Here is a 15091-nt window from a genome sequence, read left to right as displayed (position 1 = left end):
ATCAGTTTAAACTCATAACTATAACGCATAAAAACACCCTCCTTACTGGTTGTCCAGTAAAGAGGGTACATATCATACAATCGTTCTTCCAGGGTCTTTTCTATCTTTACTGTTTATTTTACCTGCTTTTATAAATCTTTAAGCACATCATCATAAAGGGCATCTAACATTTCCTTCAACTGCTTTTCAATGGTATCAAAATAAATTTCTGCTGTATCGTTGTCAAATTCCATCTCATTGCCGATTTCCATCACAATGTCAAGGATTCCGCTATTCAACTCATCAATTGCATTTTCCACAATCTCTTCAAAAGTGCAGTAGGCATCGCCTGTCATATGCACAATAAAATCTTTCTTATCTATCTTTCCACGGAATTTGTATTCATCGGTAAAAAGGCTCCAGCCATCTCCGGCTGCCTCCCGCATCTCATTCCGAATGGATTTATAATCCAGTGGTACATAGTTCTGCTTAAAAAATTCTTCAAACGATGCTTTATCTTTATATTCTTCCATTCCAATTCCTCTGTCTGTCTAAATTTCCTGTAAATGTTCTAACGCCTGCTCCGGCAAAATGCATTTTCCATGCTCCATAATATATGCCCGGGTCGGTCCATGCGCATAAATATCATCTGCAAATTCCAAAGAAGCACTTAAAAGACGACAAAGCTGTTTATCACTAAGTTCTCCCTTCTCAAGCAAAAGATAATAAGCATCCTCTCTGGTCAGATAATAAAGACTACTCTTCATCGGCAGTTCCAGACGGACGCCCTTGGCATAAAAAATTGCACGTTCCATGCTTGCAAAGCAAAGCTGATAAAAATTCCGGTCTTTTAGTGTAAAGCCACCGGCAGACTGTTTCTTATCTGTGCTTTCTTCTGCCTTGGAATCTGACTGCTCCGGCTGTATTTCTGCAATGCCTTCATCCGTATGATTCTGATTTGCCAGCTCTTTTGACGTCTGTTTCAGCTTTTCAATATCAGGAGCATTCTTAACCAGACTTTCTACTGCAGACTTCAGATTTTCCAACATATTGCTGATGCCAAGCTCCGGCTTCTCCGAAAAAGTAAGTGCCAGCGTATGCTCCGGCAGTACTGCAACCTGAATGGTAATATTTCCACCCTGTACTTTATATCCGACCTCTTCTTCTGCCATGGAAATAATCTTACGCAGAAACGATTCTGTTCTTCCGTCATTCTGCAGAAAATCATCTACTTCCAGCCCATTTTCCATTAATTCTTCTTCTGAAATAATACAGCGCACCGTATCCACATCGATTCTTTTAAATCTCATAAACAATCACCTGCCATTATTCTCGCTGCGTTTTCCCTTATTTGTAACCTTACTATACACTAAAAGCCCTTTCTTTTCAACCGGAAAGCTTTTATAATATAGGTATCCAAGGTATTAAGCCCGTAAACAGCCGGCAATTCCATAATACGGTAAAGGAGGAGCATTATGCACCGGATTATCTTTCATATTGATGTCAATTCTGCTTTTTTAAGCTGGAGTGCTGTCGACCGCCTAGAGCATGGTGAAACTTTAGATATCCGCACTATACCGGCAATTATTGGCGGTGACTCTGCTACAAGACACGGTGTGGTTCTTGCCAAGTCTGTGCCTGCCAAAGCCTATAAGATTGTCACCGGCGAACCGGTTGCCAATGCTTTACGCAAATGTCCTACCCTTATGCTGGTTCCGCCGGATCATGCCATGTACCAGAAAAAAAGCCATGCACTTATGGAACTGCTGCATACCTACACCGATGATATCGAGCAGCTTTCCATAGATGAATGTTTTCTTGACTTTACGCCCATTGCCCACCGGTATGAATCTCCTCTTGCAGCAGCCAAAATCATTTCTGCAAATATTAAATCACGATTTGGTTTTACCGTTAATATTGGAATTGCTCCAAATAAGCTTCTGGCGAAGATGGCAAGTGATTTTACCAAGCCGGATCGGATTCACACTCTTTTTCCGGATGAAATTGCAAAAAAAATGTGGCCGCTTCCGGTGGATGATCTCTACATGGTAGGGCATTCCAGTGCTGCCCGGTTGAAAGCACTTGGCATCCGTACCATCGGAGAACTTGCAGCCACTGACCCGGATTACCTCCGGCAGGAATTCAAAAGCCACGGCACACTGATGTGGGAATATGCCAATGGAATCGGAGATGACCATGTGCATTCTATCAAGCGGGAAGCCAAGGGGATTGGCAATTCCACCACTTTAAAGGAGGACGCCCGCACCTTAGCAGATGCAAAAAAGGTTCTGCTCTCTCTTTCCGAATCTGTATCCATTCGCCTTCGGAAAGAAAAAATGTTAGCCCAGAGTATTACGGTAGAAATCCGCTATCATGATTTTACCAATACTTCCCACCAGTGCAGTCTCCTCTCAGCCACAAATACTACAGATGCCCTATATAAAACTGCCGTTTCCCTTTTCCAGCAGCTCTGGAATAGTGAACCTGTCCGGCTCCTTGGCATCCGTACCAGCCGTCTGCTTCCTGAAGATGCACCGGTGCAGCTTTCTATTTTTGATTATGCAGCCGATTCATCGGCATCTGCCATGATTTCCACAGAAAGTACAGCTTCCGGCAGTCCGCTCCCAGATGGCAATAAAAAAAGCTGCACCCAGATGCCTTCTGCCAATAAGCAAAAGCAACTGGATGCAGCCATTGATTCTATTCGGAAACGTTTTGGGTCGAAGGCTCTTGTCCGGGGGAGTTTTCTTCCGTCTCCTGAGTCAGATCCGAAAAAGAATCATCCATCGGACTGACGTTTGAGATGGTATAGTAGAATAATGGATCCGGAAGTTCATCCTTATATCCATTATCGTTTAATATAAACTGGAAGGTTCTGTTACTGCTTCCCTCTGCATCACTATAGGTTAAGAGGGAGGCCGTTACAAGATAACTTCCATCCTCTTGTGCAATCCAGTCGTCAAGCTGTGCCTGCACCGTCGTATCCTCACCATAAGGTTACACTGCCATCGGCTTCCCGAAGATAACTGTATTTTATCAGTGCTGCCACCAGATAATTCCAATAACTTTCTGTGGAATCAGCCGGATACGCCAGCGAAATGCTGCCATCCTGATATTCCATCACAACATCCAATAACGGCAGGATACTCTACCGTCTCTTCTTTCTTACAACCAGAAAACAGTAAACTTCCTGCCAGAAGAAAGGTAAGTAAAAGTGCGCCTTTTCTTCCTTTTTTCGTGGTTCTCATCATGCATTTCTCCTTCCGTATACATAAGTTGCAAAATAAATGATGGCTGCTACAATCACAATCATCGGACCTGTTGCAACATTGGTAAAATAGGAAATCATCAATCCGAGCAATCCCGAAAACAGAGAAAAGATAACGGAAAATAAATGATACTCCCGCATGTTGACCGAAATATTCCGGCTTGCTGCTGCCGGAAGAATCAGCAGTGCATTGATGATCAAAATTCCAATCCATTTAATGGAAAGCATTACAATTAATGCAATAAAAATTGCAAAAATATTTTCTATCAGCTTCACCCGGATTCCCCGGCTCTTTGCCAGCGCCCGGTGCAGGCTTACCGCATTTAACTTATTAAATGCCACGCCCCAGAAAATCAGTGTTGCCGCAAAAATCAGAATCAGATAAATAATTTCCTTTTTAGAGATGCTTAAAACATCACCTACCAAAAGACTGGAATATTTGCTGAAATTGCCACCTTTCGATAAGATGGCCAGTCCCACAGCAATACACGCTGAAGAAAAAACGGAGATAATCGTATCTCTGGATGCCGATGCTTTACTGCTGATATAGTTTAGTAATAATGCAAAAATTACTGCAAAAATAATCATGGATAAGGTCGTATCTGCAACTCCCATCACAACGCCAAGAGCAATTCCCGTCAATGCAGAATGACCTAATGCATCTGAGAAAAATGCCATTTTGTTATTTACAATCATGGTTCCAAGGATTCCAAACAATGGTGTGATAATCAGGATTGCGATAAATGCATTCCGCATAAATCCATAAGACCACCACGCGGTAAAAAATTCTATCATCCCCGCACCTCCATATCTGTAAATACCTGTTTAAAAGCATCACTGTCATAGACTTCCTTCGGTGTTCCCTGGGTCAGCACTTTGCCATCTATGAGAACCACATGGTCTGCATATTTTCTTACATAATCAAGGTCATGGGAAATCAGTAAAACTGCCAGGTCAAAATTTTCCTTCAGATATTCGATATTCCGGTAAAATAACTCCATCCCATTCTGATCAATACCAGACACCGGCTCATCCAAAAGCAGCAGATTCGGTTCATCCATCACTGCCATGGAAAGAAGTACACGCTGTAATTCCCCACCGGAAAGATTACATACCTGCTTGTCAATCAAATGCTCGGCTTCAAACATTTTTAAGCTTTCTTTAATTTCCTGATATAGTTTTTTGCTCTTATATAAAAATACCGGCCGGTTGGACTGATAGCTTGCAATCATATCATAGACACTGACCGGAGTGGATTTCTCGATATTTAGATTCTGTGGTACATAACCAATCTTAAGCTTCTGGATATGACCATTTTCCCTGTCCTTAAATTCAATGCTTCCCGTGTGTGGAATGTCATTTAAAATAGCCCGGATCAGAGTTGATTTTCCTGCTCCGTTCCGACCAATCAGTACCGTCAGTGTTCCACAATGAATATGCAGATTCACATCTGACAATATCTGCTGTTCTCCAATAGTAACACCCAGATGGTTGATCCGGATACAATGCAGTCCACATGGTTTTACTATTTTTCTCATTCTGCAAAAGCCTCCTTCAGCAGTTCCATATTATGTCTCATTGCATCAAGATAGCTGTCCTTTTCATACTCCCCACGGGTTAAGGTATCAAGATAACATACTTTCGCATCGGTCTCCCGTTCTACCGTATCTCCCATATCTTTGCCATAGAGTTCTTCTGCCAGCACCACTGATATATCATTCTTTTCAATGGCTCCCATCACATCTGCCACTTCACCGGCACTGACCTGACGCTCCTCATCCAAATCCATGGTATAGGAAATCTCCATATCATAGTCCTCTGCCACATAGGCATAGGCTTCATGGAAAATAACAATATGCTTTCCTGCTAATTCTTCCTTTAAGGACTGCTGCTCGCTCTCTAAATCCTCAAGCTTTGCCAGGTACTCCTTTGCATTGCTTTCATAGGCATCCTGATGCTTCGGATCTATCCTGCAAAGACCTTCTAAAATATTTTTCACCTGCTGCTTATATAACGCAATGCTCATCCATGCATGGGCATTCACATCCCCGTGATTGTGCCCATCTTCATGAGTATCCTCGGTATCTCCGTGGATATGCTCCTCTGCAGCATCTTCATGGGCATCTCCGTGAGCATGTTCCTCTCCTTCATCCTCTTCGGACAAAAGATTAAGTCCCTCGCAGGCATTTACAATGGAAAGATTCTTATAATCTGCTGCCACATCCGATAAAAAAGATTCGATTCCGCCGCCATTTACAATAAACACATCTGCACCGGAAAGGAGCTTCATGTCTGCCGGAGTCAACTGGTAATCGTGAAGGCAGCCGGTCTGCGGCTCACTGAGATTCTGCAAATCCACACCCGGAGTGTCTCCGATGACATTCATTGCTGCAATATACATCGGATAAAAGGATGTTACTACCGTAAGTTCACTATCCTGCTGTTTTGTCTCTTCTTTTACATATAATTGTGTCAGTCCTGCACCAGTCAATAAAAGTACCAGCAGAAGAACCGTTACAAATACATATTTATTCTTCATAGCCAACAGCCTCATCCATAATCTGCCAGATTTCTTCCCTGCCCTGCTTGGTTACTGCAGAAAACGGAACAATTACCGTTCCCGGTTTTACTTTCAGACCTTCTTTTACTGCCTTGATACATTTTGGCACCTGGCTTCTCTTCAGCTTGTCCAGCTTGGTTGCCACAATAACCGGATCAAAGCCCTGATGGATAATCCAGTCATACATCAGTTTATCATTGGCAGACGGGTCATGCCTGATATCAATTAATAAGAATACCCGGCGCAGCTGCTTTGAGGTATGCAGATAATTTTCAATCATTTTACCCCATTTTGCTTTCTCACTCTCTGCTACTTTCGCATAACCATATCCCGGCAAATCCACCAGATACATGGCATCATTGATATTATAGAAATTAATGGTCTGTGTCTTTCCCGGCTGTGCAGAGGTTCTTGCAAGGGATTTCCGGTTCATCAGTGCATTAATTAATGATGACTTTCCAACATTGGATTTTCCTGCAAATGCCACCTCCGGCAATGTATTCTCCGGAAGCTTACTGGTAACACCACACACCGTTTCCAAGTTTACTTCTTTTATAACCATTTTCTGCTCCTTTACTACTCTTTTACAAAAGCAACCTTTAAGATATCTTCGATGGTATCTGCATAGACAATTTCTAAATCCTTTTTAATCTCTGCTGAGAGTTCCTCGATATCTTTTTCATTTTTTCCCGGCACACAGACTGTCCGGATACCGGCATTTTTCGCTGCTAATGTTTTCTCTTTTAATCCACCAATCGGAAGCACTCTGCCGCGGAGGGTAATCTCTCCTGTCATGGCAACATCAGCACGCACCTTTTTCCCGGTAATGGCAGAAAGCATTGCGGTTGCCATGGTAACACCGGCGGACGGTCCATCCTTTGGTACGGCTCCTTCCGGAATGTGGATATGTATATCATGTCTGGTAAAGAAATCGTCCGGTATCTGATACTGCTCATTGACAGAACGGATATAACTGATTCCAGCCTGTGCAGACTCTTTCATGACATCGCCAAGCTGTCCTGTCAGTTTAAATTCACCTTTTCCCGGCATTACATTTACTTCGATTTCTAATGTATCGCCACCGACACTGGTCCATGCCAATCCCCGGACAATACCAACCTCGTCCTTCTCATTCTTCTTATCAAAGGTATATTTCTCTTTGCCAAGATAATGTTCTAAGTTCTTTGTGCTTATAGTAACTTTCTTTTTCTTGCCCTCGTAAATCTCTCTTGCTGCTTTTCTGCAGATTTCACCGATTTTGCGTTCTAAGTTACGCACACCGGCTTCTCTTGTATAGCTGCGAATCAGCTGCTCAATTGCACCATTCTGGAATGTAAGCTCTGATTCCTTTAAGCCATTTTTCTCAATCTGCTTTGCTATAAGATGCTCTTTTGCAATGTGAGCCTTTTCATTTTCCGTATAACTGCTTACCTCAATCAGCTCCATACGGTCTAACAGAGGTCTTGGTATTGTCTGTACGGAATTGGCTGTCGCAATAAACAATACCTCAGACAAATCTACCGGAAGCTCCACATAGTGGTCCCTGAAATGGCTGTTCTGCTCATTATCCAATACTTCCAGCAGTGCAGAAGATGTATCTCCCTTATAATCACTGCTTACTTTATCAATCTCATCTAAAAGCATCAGCGGGTTCTTTACTCCGGCACTCTTTAAACCATTAATAATTCTGCCCGGCATTGCCCCCACATAGGTCTTTCTGTGTCCACGAATCTCTGCCTCATCACGGACACCGCCGAGACAGATTCTGACATACTTTTTATTCAATGCTTTTGCCACAGAACGGGCAATGCTTGTCTTGCCGGTTCCAGGAGGTCCCACCAGACAGATAATTGGACTTTCTCCTTTATGAGTCAGATTCCGGACTGCTAAGAATTCCAGCATACGCTCTTTTACTTTTTCCAGTCCGTAGTGGTCTTCGTCTAAAATTTTCTCTGCATTAGCTAAATCTTTATTATCCTTAGAAGCCTTATTCCATGGCAGTTCCAGCAATGTCTCAATATAGCCTCTGCTGACTGCACTTTCCGAAGAACTGGATGCAATATTCTTAAAACGCTCAATCTCTTTTTTAATTCTCTCTTTGACCGTCTTATCTGCCTTCAGCTTCTTTACTTCCTCTAAAAAGTGTTCCGCATCTGACTGTGTATTATCCTCACCTAGTTCTTCCCGAATCAGTTTCATCTGTTCCCGCAAAAGATATTCCTTCTGATTCTTATCCACGCGTTCTTTCACCTTCGCCTGAAATTCATTTTTCAGGGAAATAACTTCTACTTCATTCAGCAGAATTGCCATTAAAGTCTCATACTGGGAAGTGAGATCTACTGCCTCTAAGATTTTCTGTTTCTGGATATAATAAAGCGGCAGATTGTATGCAACCTGCTGCATCAAAGTTCCAACGTCCTGCTGTTCTTCTACCTGACGTAAGAATTCTTTGCTCATATGTCCATTGGCTTTTTGATATTTCAGTACGGTTTCCCTGATACAGCGAAGCATTGCTTCCTTCGCTTCCGGCATCAGTTCTTCCTCTTCTGCCGTTTTTTCATCAAAAAGGATGACCTCTGCCATCAGATACTTCTCCTGTGACAGAAAAGAGGCTAACTCGCCTCTTTCCAATCCTTCTACCAAAACACGCACGATTTCATTTGGCATCTTTATTACCTGCTTTACTTCAGCAATAACACCAATCTGATATAAATCATCCCTGGCCGGCTCCTCTACGGAAGCATCCTGCTGTGTAATCAGGAATATTTTCTGGTCTCCAACCATCGCCTCTTCTATGGCATGAATGGAACGGTCCCTGCTAATATCAAAATGAGCCACCATTCCCGGCAGAATGGTCATTCCACGAAGTGCAACTGCCGGTAAATGAATTACTGTCCTGCTCATCTTTTTCTCCTCTTATTTATGCGTTATGATATTCTATCTTCGCTTTCTTGTCTTCTACCGTTTCTTTTGTAATGGTGCATTTTACAATACTCTCATCAGAAGGAATCTGATACATTAAATCCATCATGGTATCTTCCATAATTGCACGAAGTCCACGGGCACCGGTCTTACGGGCTAAGGATTTCTCTGCAATTGCTTCTACTGCATCATCTTCAAATTCCAGCTCTACGCCGTCAATTTCAAACAGCTTCTTATACTGCTTAATCAGGGAATTCTTCGGCTCCTTTAAGATACGGATTAACGCTTCCTTATCCAGCTGCTCTAAGGACACATTTACCGGAACACGTCCGATAAACTCCGGAATCAGACCGAATTTAATAAAATCTCCCGGCAGTACCTGCTTTAAGACTTCGCTCAGATTACGCTCGGTACGGTCTGCAATATCTGCGTTAAAGCCGATGGATTTCTGATCCATACGCTGCTCGATAATCTTCTCTAATCCATCAAATGCTCCACCACAGATAAATAAAATATTCGTAGTATCAATCTGGATTAATTCCTGCTGTGGATGCTTTCTTCCACCCTGTGGTGGAACGGAAGCCACAGTTCCCTCTAAGATTTTTAATAATGCCTGCTGTACACCTTCACCGGACACATCTCTGGTAATGGATACATTTTCGGATTTCTTCGTAATCTTATCAATCTCATCGATGTAAATGATTCCGCACTGGGCGCGCTCGATATTGTAATCTGCTGCCTGAATCAGTTTCAGAAGGATATTCTCTACGTCTTCACCGACATATCCTGCTTCTGTTAATGTGGTGGCATCTGCAATGGCAAACGGTACATTTAAGACTCTTGCCAGTGTCTGTGCCAGAAGGGTCTTACCGGAACCGGTCGGTCCTAACATCAGAATGTTACTCTTCTGCAATTCCACATCATTCATATCTACATCAGAAGTAATTCTTTTATAGTGATTATATACAGCTACAGAAAGAACTTTTTTGGCTTCGTCCTGACCGATTACATATTCATCTAAAAATTTCTTCATCTCTTCCGGTTTAATCAGGTTGATTTCTTCTAAATCTTCCTTTCCTTTTCCGGAAATCTCCTCATCTTCGAATTCCTCCTCTATGATTTCTGCACAGATGTCCACGCATTCATCACAGATATATGCACCGTTTGGTCCTGCAATCAGCTTGCGTACCTGATCCTGTGATTTTCCGCAAAAGGAACATCTGATTTTGTCCTCGCTATTTCTTCCTGCCATCTTTCCACCTCGATTATTTCCATCTATCTTTTCTAAATCCTTCGTAAAAAAGGTAAAGGCTGCCCGTAGTCGAATTCCGCATATGTGCTTCGGATAATCCGCCCAGAGACAGCCTCTTTCTTATTTCTCTTATCTTGCTGTAATTACACCGTCAATCAGGCCATACTCCTTTGCCTCTTCTGCGGACATATAATAGTCACGCTCTGTATCTGCGGCAATTACATCATATGGCTTTCCGGTATTTGCAGCTAAAATCTCGTTCAAACGTTTCTTGGTCTTTAAGATATTCTCTGCTGCAATCTGAATCTCAGTTGCCTGTCCTTTTGCTCCACCGGAAGGCTGATGTATCATAATCTCTGCATTTGGTAATGCAAATCTCTTTCCTTTTGTTCCACCGGACAACAGGAATGCACCCATGCTGGCTGCAAGTCCGATACAAATTGTAGATACATCACATTTGATATACTGCATGGTATCATAAATTGCCAATCCGCCTGTTACAATTCCACCCGGAGAATTGATGTATAACTGAATGTCTTTTCCCGGATCTTCGGACTCTAAGAATAAAAGCTGTGCCACTACCAGACTGGCTGTGGTCTCATTTACCTCTTCACCAAGGAAAATAATTCTATCCTTTAATAATCTGGAGTATATGTCGTAACTACGCTCTCCTCTGCTGGTCTGTTCAATGACATAAGGTACTAAACTCATATGATAACCTCCATTTCTACCATACATTCTGCTGCAACTTTATCTCTGGTTCAAGTGGTTTGCGTAAAACAGACCGACCTGATTCCAAGTCAGTCTGTCTCTTTACGTGCTTCTCTTATGCTTCTGCGTTAGCTGCTGCTTCTGCTTCTTTTTCTTTTTTAGTCTTAGCTTTTGCTCTTTCTTTTACATTGTCCATGATGAACTGAACTGCTTTTTCAATTGCAATATCACGTTTCATGGATTCTTTCTCGTCATCGCCAACATACTCTTTGAGCTTATCAGCTTCCATTCCGTATGCTTTTGCCATCTTCTCGATTTCAGCATTTACATCATCTTCTGTAATCTCGAAGTTTTCTTCTTTTGCAATCTGTTCTAATACTAAGCTGCTCTGGATTCTTGTTAATGCTTCCGGACGAACCTGCTCTTTCATCTTGTCCATAGTCATTCCAGAGAACTGCATATACTGGTCAAAGCTTAATCCCTGCTGGGCAAGTCTCTGAGCGAATTCCTGAATCATATTCTGTACCTGGGATTCAATCATTGCATCCGGGATTTCCATCTCAGATTTCTCGATAATCTTCTTGATTGCTTCATCCTCTTTGGTACGTTTTGCATTGTTCTCTTTGGTCTCTTCTAAGTTCTTCTTCACGCTCTCTTTGTATTCTTCTAAAGTTTCGAATTCAGAAACATCAGATGCGAACTCATCGTTTAACTCTGGAAGTTCTTTTGTCTTAATCTCGTTAATCTTAACTTTGAATACTGCTGGTTTTCCAGCTAAGTCTTCTGCATGATATTCCTTCGGGAATGTAACGTTTACTTCTACCTCATCGCCAGTGTTCTTTCCTACTAACTGATCTTCGAATGTATCGATGAAGGAATGGGAACCGATCTCTAATGGATGATTCTCTCCTTTTCCACCTTCAAATGCGACACCGTCTACGAATCCTTCGTAGTCGATAACTGCTGTATCACCTTCTGCAACAGGTCTGTCTGTTACAGTTACAGTTCTTGCATTGTTATTTCTTTCTCTCTCTAATGCTTCTGCAACTTCTTCATCAGATACGGATGTGTCAATCTTTGTTACAGTTACACCATTATATTTGCCAAGTTTAACTTCTGGTCTCTTTGCAACTTCTGCTGTAAAGATGAATGGTTTTCCTTTTTCTAACTGAACTACATCAACAGTTGGCTGGGAAACGATATCTACACCGCTCTCATCGATTGCTGCCGGATAAGCTTCCTGCATCATGATATTTGCAGCATCTTCATAAAAGATTTCCGGACCATACATTTTCTCTACCATAGCCATTGGAACTTTTCCTTTACGGAATCCAGGGATGCTGATTTTGTTTTTCTGCTTATTGTATGCAGCTTTCAAAGCCTCTGCCACTTTATCTTCTGCCACTTCAATTGTAAGCTTTACCATATTTTTCTCTAAATTTTCAACCTGTACACTCATTCTCGTTTCTTCCTCCTTATAACTATATATAAAATATACATGTACAAATATTTTCTTATCTTACGACTGCTCCCCTAAAAATAGGCATACTTAGAGCTACTAACAGTCATTTAGAGATTATAACACACCGTTTGTAAAATTACTAGCTTTTTTTTCGGTACAAGATTTCAACCGGATTTCAATTGGTGACAGTCATGTAAAAAGCCCCCGGGAAATGCACTTTCGCGCTTTTCCCGAAGGCTTTTTGTCTTTCTTCTTATTTAGACATCTGCTCTTCCTGTCTCATGATCATTTTCTTAACCATTTCTCCACCGATAGAGCCAGCCTGTCTGGATGTCAGGTCACCGTTGTATCCCTCTTTTAAAGGTACTCCGATTTCAGATGCAACCTCCTGTTTAAAACGGTGCATTGCCTCTTTTGCCTGTGGCACTGCCATCTGGTTACTTGAATTAGAACTGTTTGTTCCGCTCATTTGTTTCTACCTCCATAGTTTCTTCTCTTTGTTATCTATTTTCAGATAAGCTTTTGTTAGTTGCTTATCCTGTTTTTAGTATGGCTTCCAGAGAATAAATTATGTTGGTAAGTTCTGGTTATTTTTATTTAAAATACATGATATTTGCTTCCATCGCATCAATATCTGCCTGTGGATCCAGCCACTTTACAATAGCCATGGCAAATTCAATGGCTGTTCCCATGCCCCGGCTGGTAACGATGTTGCCATCTACTGCAACTTTTTCTGCTCCGACCCTGGCTCCAAGAAGCTTTTCTTCAAAACCTGGATAGCTGACTGCATGTTTACCCTCTAATATTCCATTCTCACCCAATACGCTTGGAGCAGCACAGATTGCTGCAGTAAGTTTGCCGCCTGCTGCATAAGATGTAATCACTTTCTTTACAATTTCATGCTTTCCGAGATTTAAGGTTCCAGGCATTCCGCCCGGCAGTACAATTCCATCATAGCTGTCAAAATCAGCTTCCTCTGCCAGTACATCTGCTGCAAACGTAATTCCGTGGGCTCCTGCCACTTCTTTCTTTCCGGTAATGGAAATCATATCAATCGCAATTCCTGCTCTGCGTACCACATCCACTACGGTAAGTCCTTCAATCTCTTCACAGCCATCCGCCATAAAAATTCCGATTTTCTTCATATTATCTTTCTCCTGTTTTCTATTCTCTTCTGATATTACATTTTCTGATATTACATTTTCTAACACGAAATTTTTCTATGCTGTCTCTTATGTTAGCATGGTTACTGCGCTTTTTCAATTCCATGGTTGCAGTGGATTTTAAAATATTTTACAATAAATGTATTATTATTTTCCTGACTATATGGAGGCTATTATGGAAATTGAACGTAAATATTTAATTGATGAGATTCCTTTTGATTTAAAAGACTATTCCTGCAAAGTCATTGAGCAGGGGTATCTCAATACGGACCCTGTAGTGCGGGTGCGCCGCTCCAATGACAAATATATTCTTACTTACAAAGGCTCCGGTCTTATGGTGCGGGAAGAATATAATCTTCCTCTGAATGAAGAGGCTTACCGGCATCTGATTCAAAAAGCAGATGGTATTATCATTTCCAAGAAGCGCTATCTGATTCCATTGACTGACAGGCTGACCATTGAGCTTGATATTTTCGAAGGAGACCTTGCTCCGTTAAAATTAGCCGAAGTGGAATTTGAAACAAAAGAAGAAGCTGAATCCTTCCTTCCGCCGAAGTGGTTTGGGAAAGATGTCACCTTCTCCTCTGATTATCACAATAGCACTTTGAGTCGTGTGGGACTGCCTACCTAAGGCGGGTAGTCTCATAACGGCACATGGTTGCCACACACTGCTTTAACTGTATATAACGGCCGGTTAAATCCCCTTCCGGAATCACCACATCCAATACTACGGAAAAATCATTAATCAGACGGTCTGTAATATCATTTTCCATCTCATTTAAAATCTTATATTTCTCCTCATAGGTATCTGCATCTAAGAAACGTAGCAGGAACGGATTCGCCTGCTCTTCGGATTCTACTGCATCCGGTGCAGCTTCTGTTACGGCTGCCTCTGTTTTCTGCTGTTCCGGTGCTTCTTCCTGCAGTTTTACTTTTTCAAATCTGTATTTCTGCTCTGCTGCCGGATATTTCTCATGGTCTACTTCGCTTACAAACATGGCAAGCGGTCTTGCATATACTTTATAAGCTCCGTAAAGTGCCTGATAAATCACCAGTTCTTCTCTTGTTTCGCTGTGTGTTGCTATGGCTACAATCTGATATAATTTTCCTTTAAAATGTCTGTAAATCTCCCCGGTTGCCGGTCTTCTGCCTTCCATTGCTGTCATCCTCCACTTATCTATGTTCTTTACTGTAATTCAAAACGGTTTAACATTTCAATTCCTTCTGCCACAAAATCTCTTTCAAAATTCAGATTGCCGCTGAAGCCAGTTACCATCAGCTCCTGCACTTTCTTCATATTATCACTTTGTGGAATATCATAAGTAAATTCCATCGGTTCTATTACTTCCATGGCAGACATTTCCTCTGCCGCTGCAGACTGATATTTTTCCGCCAGCCGGTTCTTTAACTGCTGCTGTGCCTGCTGTCTGTTCATCTGCGGATCAGGTGCCTGCTGATACATGGGATGCGGCTGGACTGGTGCCTGTTGGTATGCCCGCTGCGGCTGGGCTGGTGCCTGCTGATATGCCCGTTGTGGCTGGTTCATGGTCTGCTGATATGTACGCTGCGGCTGGTTCATCTGTGGACGATATATCTGCTGTGGCGGCCGCCCCATAGCCGGATTATTTCCACGCCTGTTTTGATTATTGCTTTGCTTTACACTCTGGGACAAAGCAACATATATGATAATAATGATAAATACAATAAAAAGTCCCATATAAAAACCTTCCTTTTTCTATCCTTTTCAAGTTTTTTCTTTTCAAGTTTACCCTAT

At 42.0% G+C, this 15091-nt stretch carries 17 protein-coding genes; 2 read left to right on the top strand and 15 right to left on the bottom strand.

Going from position 1 to position 15091, the window contains the following annotated elements:
• Positions 1-128: 128 nt before the first annotated feature.
• Both LKD41_RS13515 and LKD41_RS13510 read right to left on the bottom strand, forming a co-directional pair.
• The gene (locus tag LKD41_RS13515) at positions 129-512 is read right to left on the bottom strand and encodes a hypothetical protein (protein WP_022243433.1); all 384 of its coding nucleotides are present in this window, start codon (positions 510-512) and stop codon (positions 129-131) included.
• 18 nt (positions 513-530) lie between these two features.
• Positions 531-1289: an adaptor protein MecA gene (locus LKD41_RS13510; protein ID WP_022243434.1), complete on the bottom strand. Its 759-nt coding sequence runs from the start codon at positions 1287-1289 to the stop codon at positions 531-533.
• A 165-nt stretch (positions 1290-1454) separates the two neighbouring features.
• Between LKD41_RS13510 and LKD41_RS13505 the strand changes: the two genes are divergently transcribed.
• Positions 1455-2774, top strand: coding sequence for a DNA polymerase Y family protein (locus LKD41_RS13505; protein WP_022243435.1), 1320 nt, complete (start codon positions 1455-1457; stop codon positions 2772-2774).
• Positions 2775-2965: 191 nt separating this feature from the next.
• Here the strand turns inward: LKD41_RS13505 and LKD41_RS15700 are convergent, their stop codons facing one another.
• The 11 genes from LKD41_RS15700 to LKD41_RS13455 all read right to left on the bottom strand — a co-directional run bounded on the left by LKD41_RS15700 (position 2966) and on the right by LKD41_RS13455 (position 13299).
• Positions 2966-3100: a hypothetical protein gene (locus tag LKD41_RS15700; RefSeq protein WP_255669511.1), complete on the bottom strand. Its 135-nt coding sequence runs from the start codon at positions 3098-3100 to the stop codon at positions 2966-2968.
• Positions 3101-3226: 126 nt separating this feature from the next.
• A complete protein-coding gene (locus LKD41_RS13500; protein WP_022243438.1) occupies positions 3227-4042 on the bottom strand; it encodes a metal ABC transporter permease in 816 nt (271 codons plus the stop codon).
• The gene (locus LKD41_RS13495; protein ID WP_022243439.1) at positions 4039-4785 is read right to left on the bottom strand and encodes a metal ABC transporter ATP-binding protein; all 747 of its coding nucleotides are present in this window, start codon (positions 4783-4785) and stop codon (positions 4039-4041) included. Before LKD41_RS13495 ends, LKD41_RS13500 begins: the two co-directional genes overlap by 4 nt.
• Positions 4782-5786: a metal ABC transporter substrate-binding protein gene (locus LKD41_RS13490; protein WP_022243440.1), complete on the bottom strand. Its 1005-nt coding sequence runs from the start codon at positions 5784-5786 to the stop codon at positions 4782-4784. Before LKD41_RS13490 ends, LKD41_RS13495 begins: the two co-directional genes overlap by 4 nt.
• Positions 5776-6369 (bottom strand): ribosome biogenesis GTP-binding protein YihA/YsxC, encoded by a 594-nt coding sequence (gene yihA / locus LKD41_RS13485; RefSeq protein WP_022243441.1) that lies wholly within the window; start codon positions 6367-6369, stop codon positions 5776-5778. Before yihA ends, LKD41_RS13490 begins: the two co-directional genes overlap by 11 nt.
• A gap of 14 nt (positions 6370-6383) precedes the next feature.
• Complete coding sequence (lon, locus tag LKD41_RS13480) at positions 6384-8711, bottom strand: endopeptidase La (RefSeq protein ID WP_227701447.1); 2328 nt, start codon at positions 8709-8711, stop codon at positions 6384-6386.
• Between the two features lie 16 nt (positions 8712-8727).
• Positions 8728-9981, bottom strand: a complete 1254-nt coding sequence (clpX, locus tag LKD41_RS13475) for an ATP-dependent Clp protease ATP-binding subunit ClpX (protein WP_118639768.1) — start codon at positions 9979-9981, stop codon at positions 8728-8730.
• 129 nt (positions 9982-10110) lie between these two features.
• The gene (clpP, locus tag LKD41_RS13470; protein WP_022243444.1) at positions 10111-10692 is read right to left on the bottom strand and encodes an ATP-dependent Clp endopeptidase proteolytic subunit ClpP; all 582 of its coding nucleotides are present in this window, start codon (positions 10690-10692) and stop codon (positions 10111-10113) included.
• A 115-nt stretch (positions 10693-10807) separates the two neighbouring features.
• Positions 10808-12151 carry a trigger factor gene (gene tig, locus LKD41_RS13465; RefSeq protein ID WP_117841693.1) on the bottom strand — a complete coding sequence of 448 codons (1344 nt, stop codon included), beginning with the start codon at positions 12149-12151 and terminating at the stop codon, positions 10808-10810.
• A gap of 256 nt (positions 12152-12407) precedes the next feature.
• Positions 12408-12623: an alpha/beta-type small acid-soluble spore protein gene (locus LKD41_RS13460; RefSeq protein ID WP_022243446.1), complete on the bottom strand. Its 216-nt coding sequence runs from the start codon at positions 12621-12623 to the stop codon at positions 12408-12410.
• A 124-nt stretch (positions 12624-12747) separates the two neighbouring features.
• Complete coding sequence (locus LKD41_RS13455; RefSeq protein ID WP_117841692.1) at positions 12748-13299, bottom strand: DJ-1 family glyoxalase III; 552 nt, start codon at positions 13297-13299, stop codon at positions 12748-12750.
• Between the two features lie 193 nt (positions 13300-13492).
• On the opposite strand from LKD41_RS13455, the gene LKD41_RS13450 reads away from it, so the two are divergent.
• Positions 13493-13948 carry a CYTH domain-containing protein gene (locus LKD41_RS13450; RefSeq protein ID WP_118639777.1) on the top strand — a complete coding sequence of 152 codons (456 nt, stop codon included), beginning with the start codon at positions 13493-13495 and terminating at the stop codon, positions 13946-13948.
• Here the strand turns inward: LKD41_RS13450 and LKD41_RS13445 are convergent.
• Positions 13941-14474 carry a DUF1653 domain-containing protein gene (locus LKD41_RS13445; RefSeq protein ID WP_227701446.1) on the bottom strand — a complete coding sequence of 178 codons (534 nt, stop codon included), beginning with the start codon at positions 14472-14474 and terminating at the stop codon, positions 13941-13943. The genes LKD41_RS13450 and LKD41_RS13445 overlap by 8 nt on opposite strands.
• A 29-nt stretch (positions 14475-14503) precedes the next feature.
• Entirely contained in the window at positions 14504-15034 is a 531-nt protein-coding gene (locus LKD41_RS13440; RefSeq protein ID WP_227701448.1) for a hypothetical protein, read from the bottom strand.
• Between the last annotated feature and the right edge of the window lie 57 nt (positions 15035-15091).

This window comes from Roseburia sp. CLA-AA-H209, from assembly GCF_020687575.1.
Lineage (GTDB): Bacteria > Bacillota > Clostridia > Lachnospirales > Lachnospiraceae > Roseburia_C > Roseburia_C amylophila.
Note: the sequence above shows the minus strand (reverse complement) of the source record. Positions and strands in the feature narration are given on the sequence as shown.

What these genes read in the sequence shown, in the direction of transcription:
- LKD41_RS13515 (WP_022243433.1), bottom strand. Translation starts at nt 512, where the DNA reads ATGGAAGAATATAAAGATAAAGCATCGTTTGAAGAATTTTTTAAGCAG.
- LKD41_RS13510 (WP_022243434.1), bottom strand. Translation starts at nt 1,289, where the DNA reads ATGAGATTTAAAAGAATCGATGTGGATACGGTGCGCTGTATTATTTCA.
- LKD41_RS13505 (WP_022243435.1), top strand. Translation starts at nt 1,455, where the DNA reads ATGCACCGGATTATCTTTCATATTGATGTCAATTCTGCTTTTTTAAGC.
- LKD41_RS15700 (WP_255669511.1), bottom strand. Translation starts at nt 3,100, where the DNA reads ATGGAATATCAGGATGGCAGCATTTCGCTGGCGTATCCGGCTGATTCC.
- LKD41_RS13500 (WP_022243438.1), bottom strand. Translation starts at nt 4,042, where the DNA reads ATGATAGAATTTTTTACCGCGTGGTGGTCTTATGGATTTATGCGGAAT.
- LKD41_RS13495 (WP_022243439.1), bottom strand. Translation starts at nt 4,785, where the DNA reads ATGAGAAAAATAGTAAAACCATGTGGACTGCATTGTATCCGGATCAAC.
- LKD41_RS13490 (WP_022243440.1), bottom strand. Translation starts at nt 5,786, where the DNA reads ATGAAGAATAAATATGTATTTGTAACGGTTCTTCTGCTGGTACTTTTA.
- yihA (WP_022243441.1), bottom strand. Translation starts at nt 6,369, where the DNA reads ATGGTTATAAAAGAAGTAAACTTGGAAACGGTGTGTGGTGTTACCAGT.
- lon (WP_227701447.1), bottom strand. Translation starts at nt 8,711, where the DNA reads ATGAGCAGGACAGTAATTCATTTACCGGCAGTTGCACTTCGTGGAATG.
- clpX (WP_118639768.1), bottom strand. Translation starts at nt 9,981, where the DNA reads ATGGCAGGAAGAAATAGCGAGGACAAAATCAGATGTTCCTTTTGCGGA.
- clpP (WP_022243444.1), bottom strand. Translation starts at nt 10,692, where the DNA reads ATGAGTTTAGTACCTTATGTCATTGAACAGACCAGCAGAGGAGAGCGT.
- tig (WP_117841693.1), bottom strand. Translation starts at nt 12,151, where the DNA reads ATGAGTGTACAGGTTGAAAATTTAGAGAAAAATATGGTAAAGCTTACA.
- LKD41_RS13460 (WP_022243446.1), bottom strand. Translation starts at nt 12,623, where the DNA reads ATGAGCGGAACAAACAGTTCTAATTCAAGTAACCAGATGGCAGTGCCA.
- LKD41_RS13455 (WP_117841692.1), bottom strand. Translation starts at nt 13,299, where the DNA reads ATGAAGAAAATCGGAATTTTTATGGCGGATGGCTGTGAAGAGATTGAA.
- LKD41_RS13450 (WP_118639777.1), top strand. Translation starts at nt 13,493, where the DNA reads ATGGAAATTGAACGTAAATATTTAATTGATGAGATTCCTTTTGATTTA.
- LKD41_RS13445 (WP_227701446.1), bottom strand. Translation starts at nt 14,474, where the DNA reads ATGGAAGGCAGAAGACCGGCAACCGGGGAGATTTACAGACATTTTAAA.
- LKD41_RS13440 (WP_227701448.1), bottom strand. Translation starts at nt 15,034, where the DNA reads ATGGGACTTTTTATTGTATTTATCATTATTATCATATATGTTGCTTTG.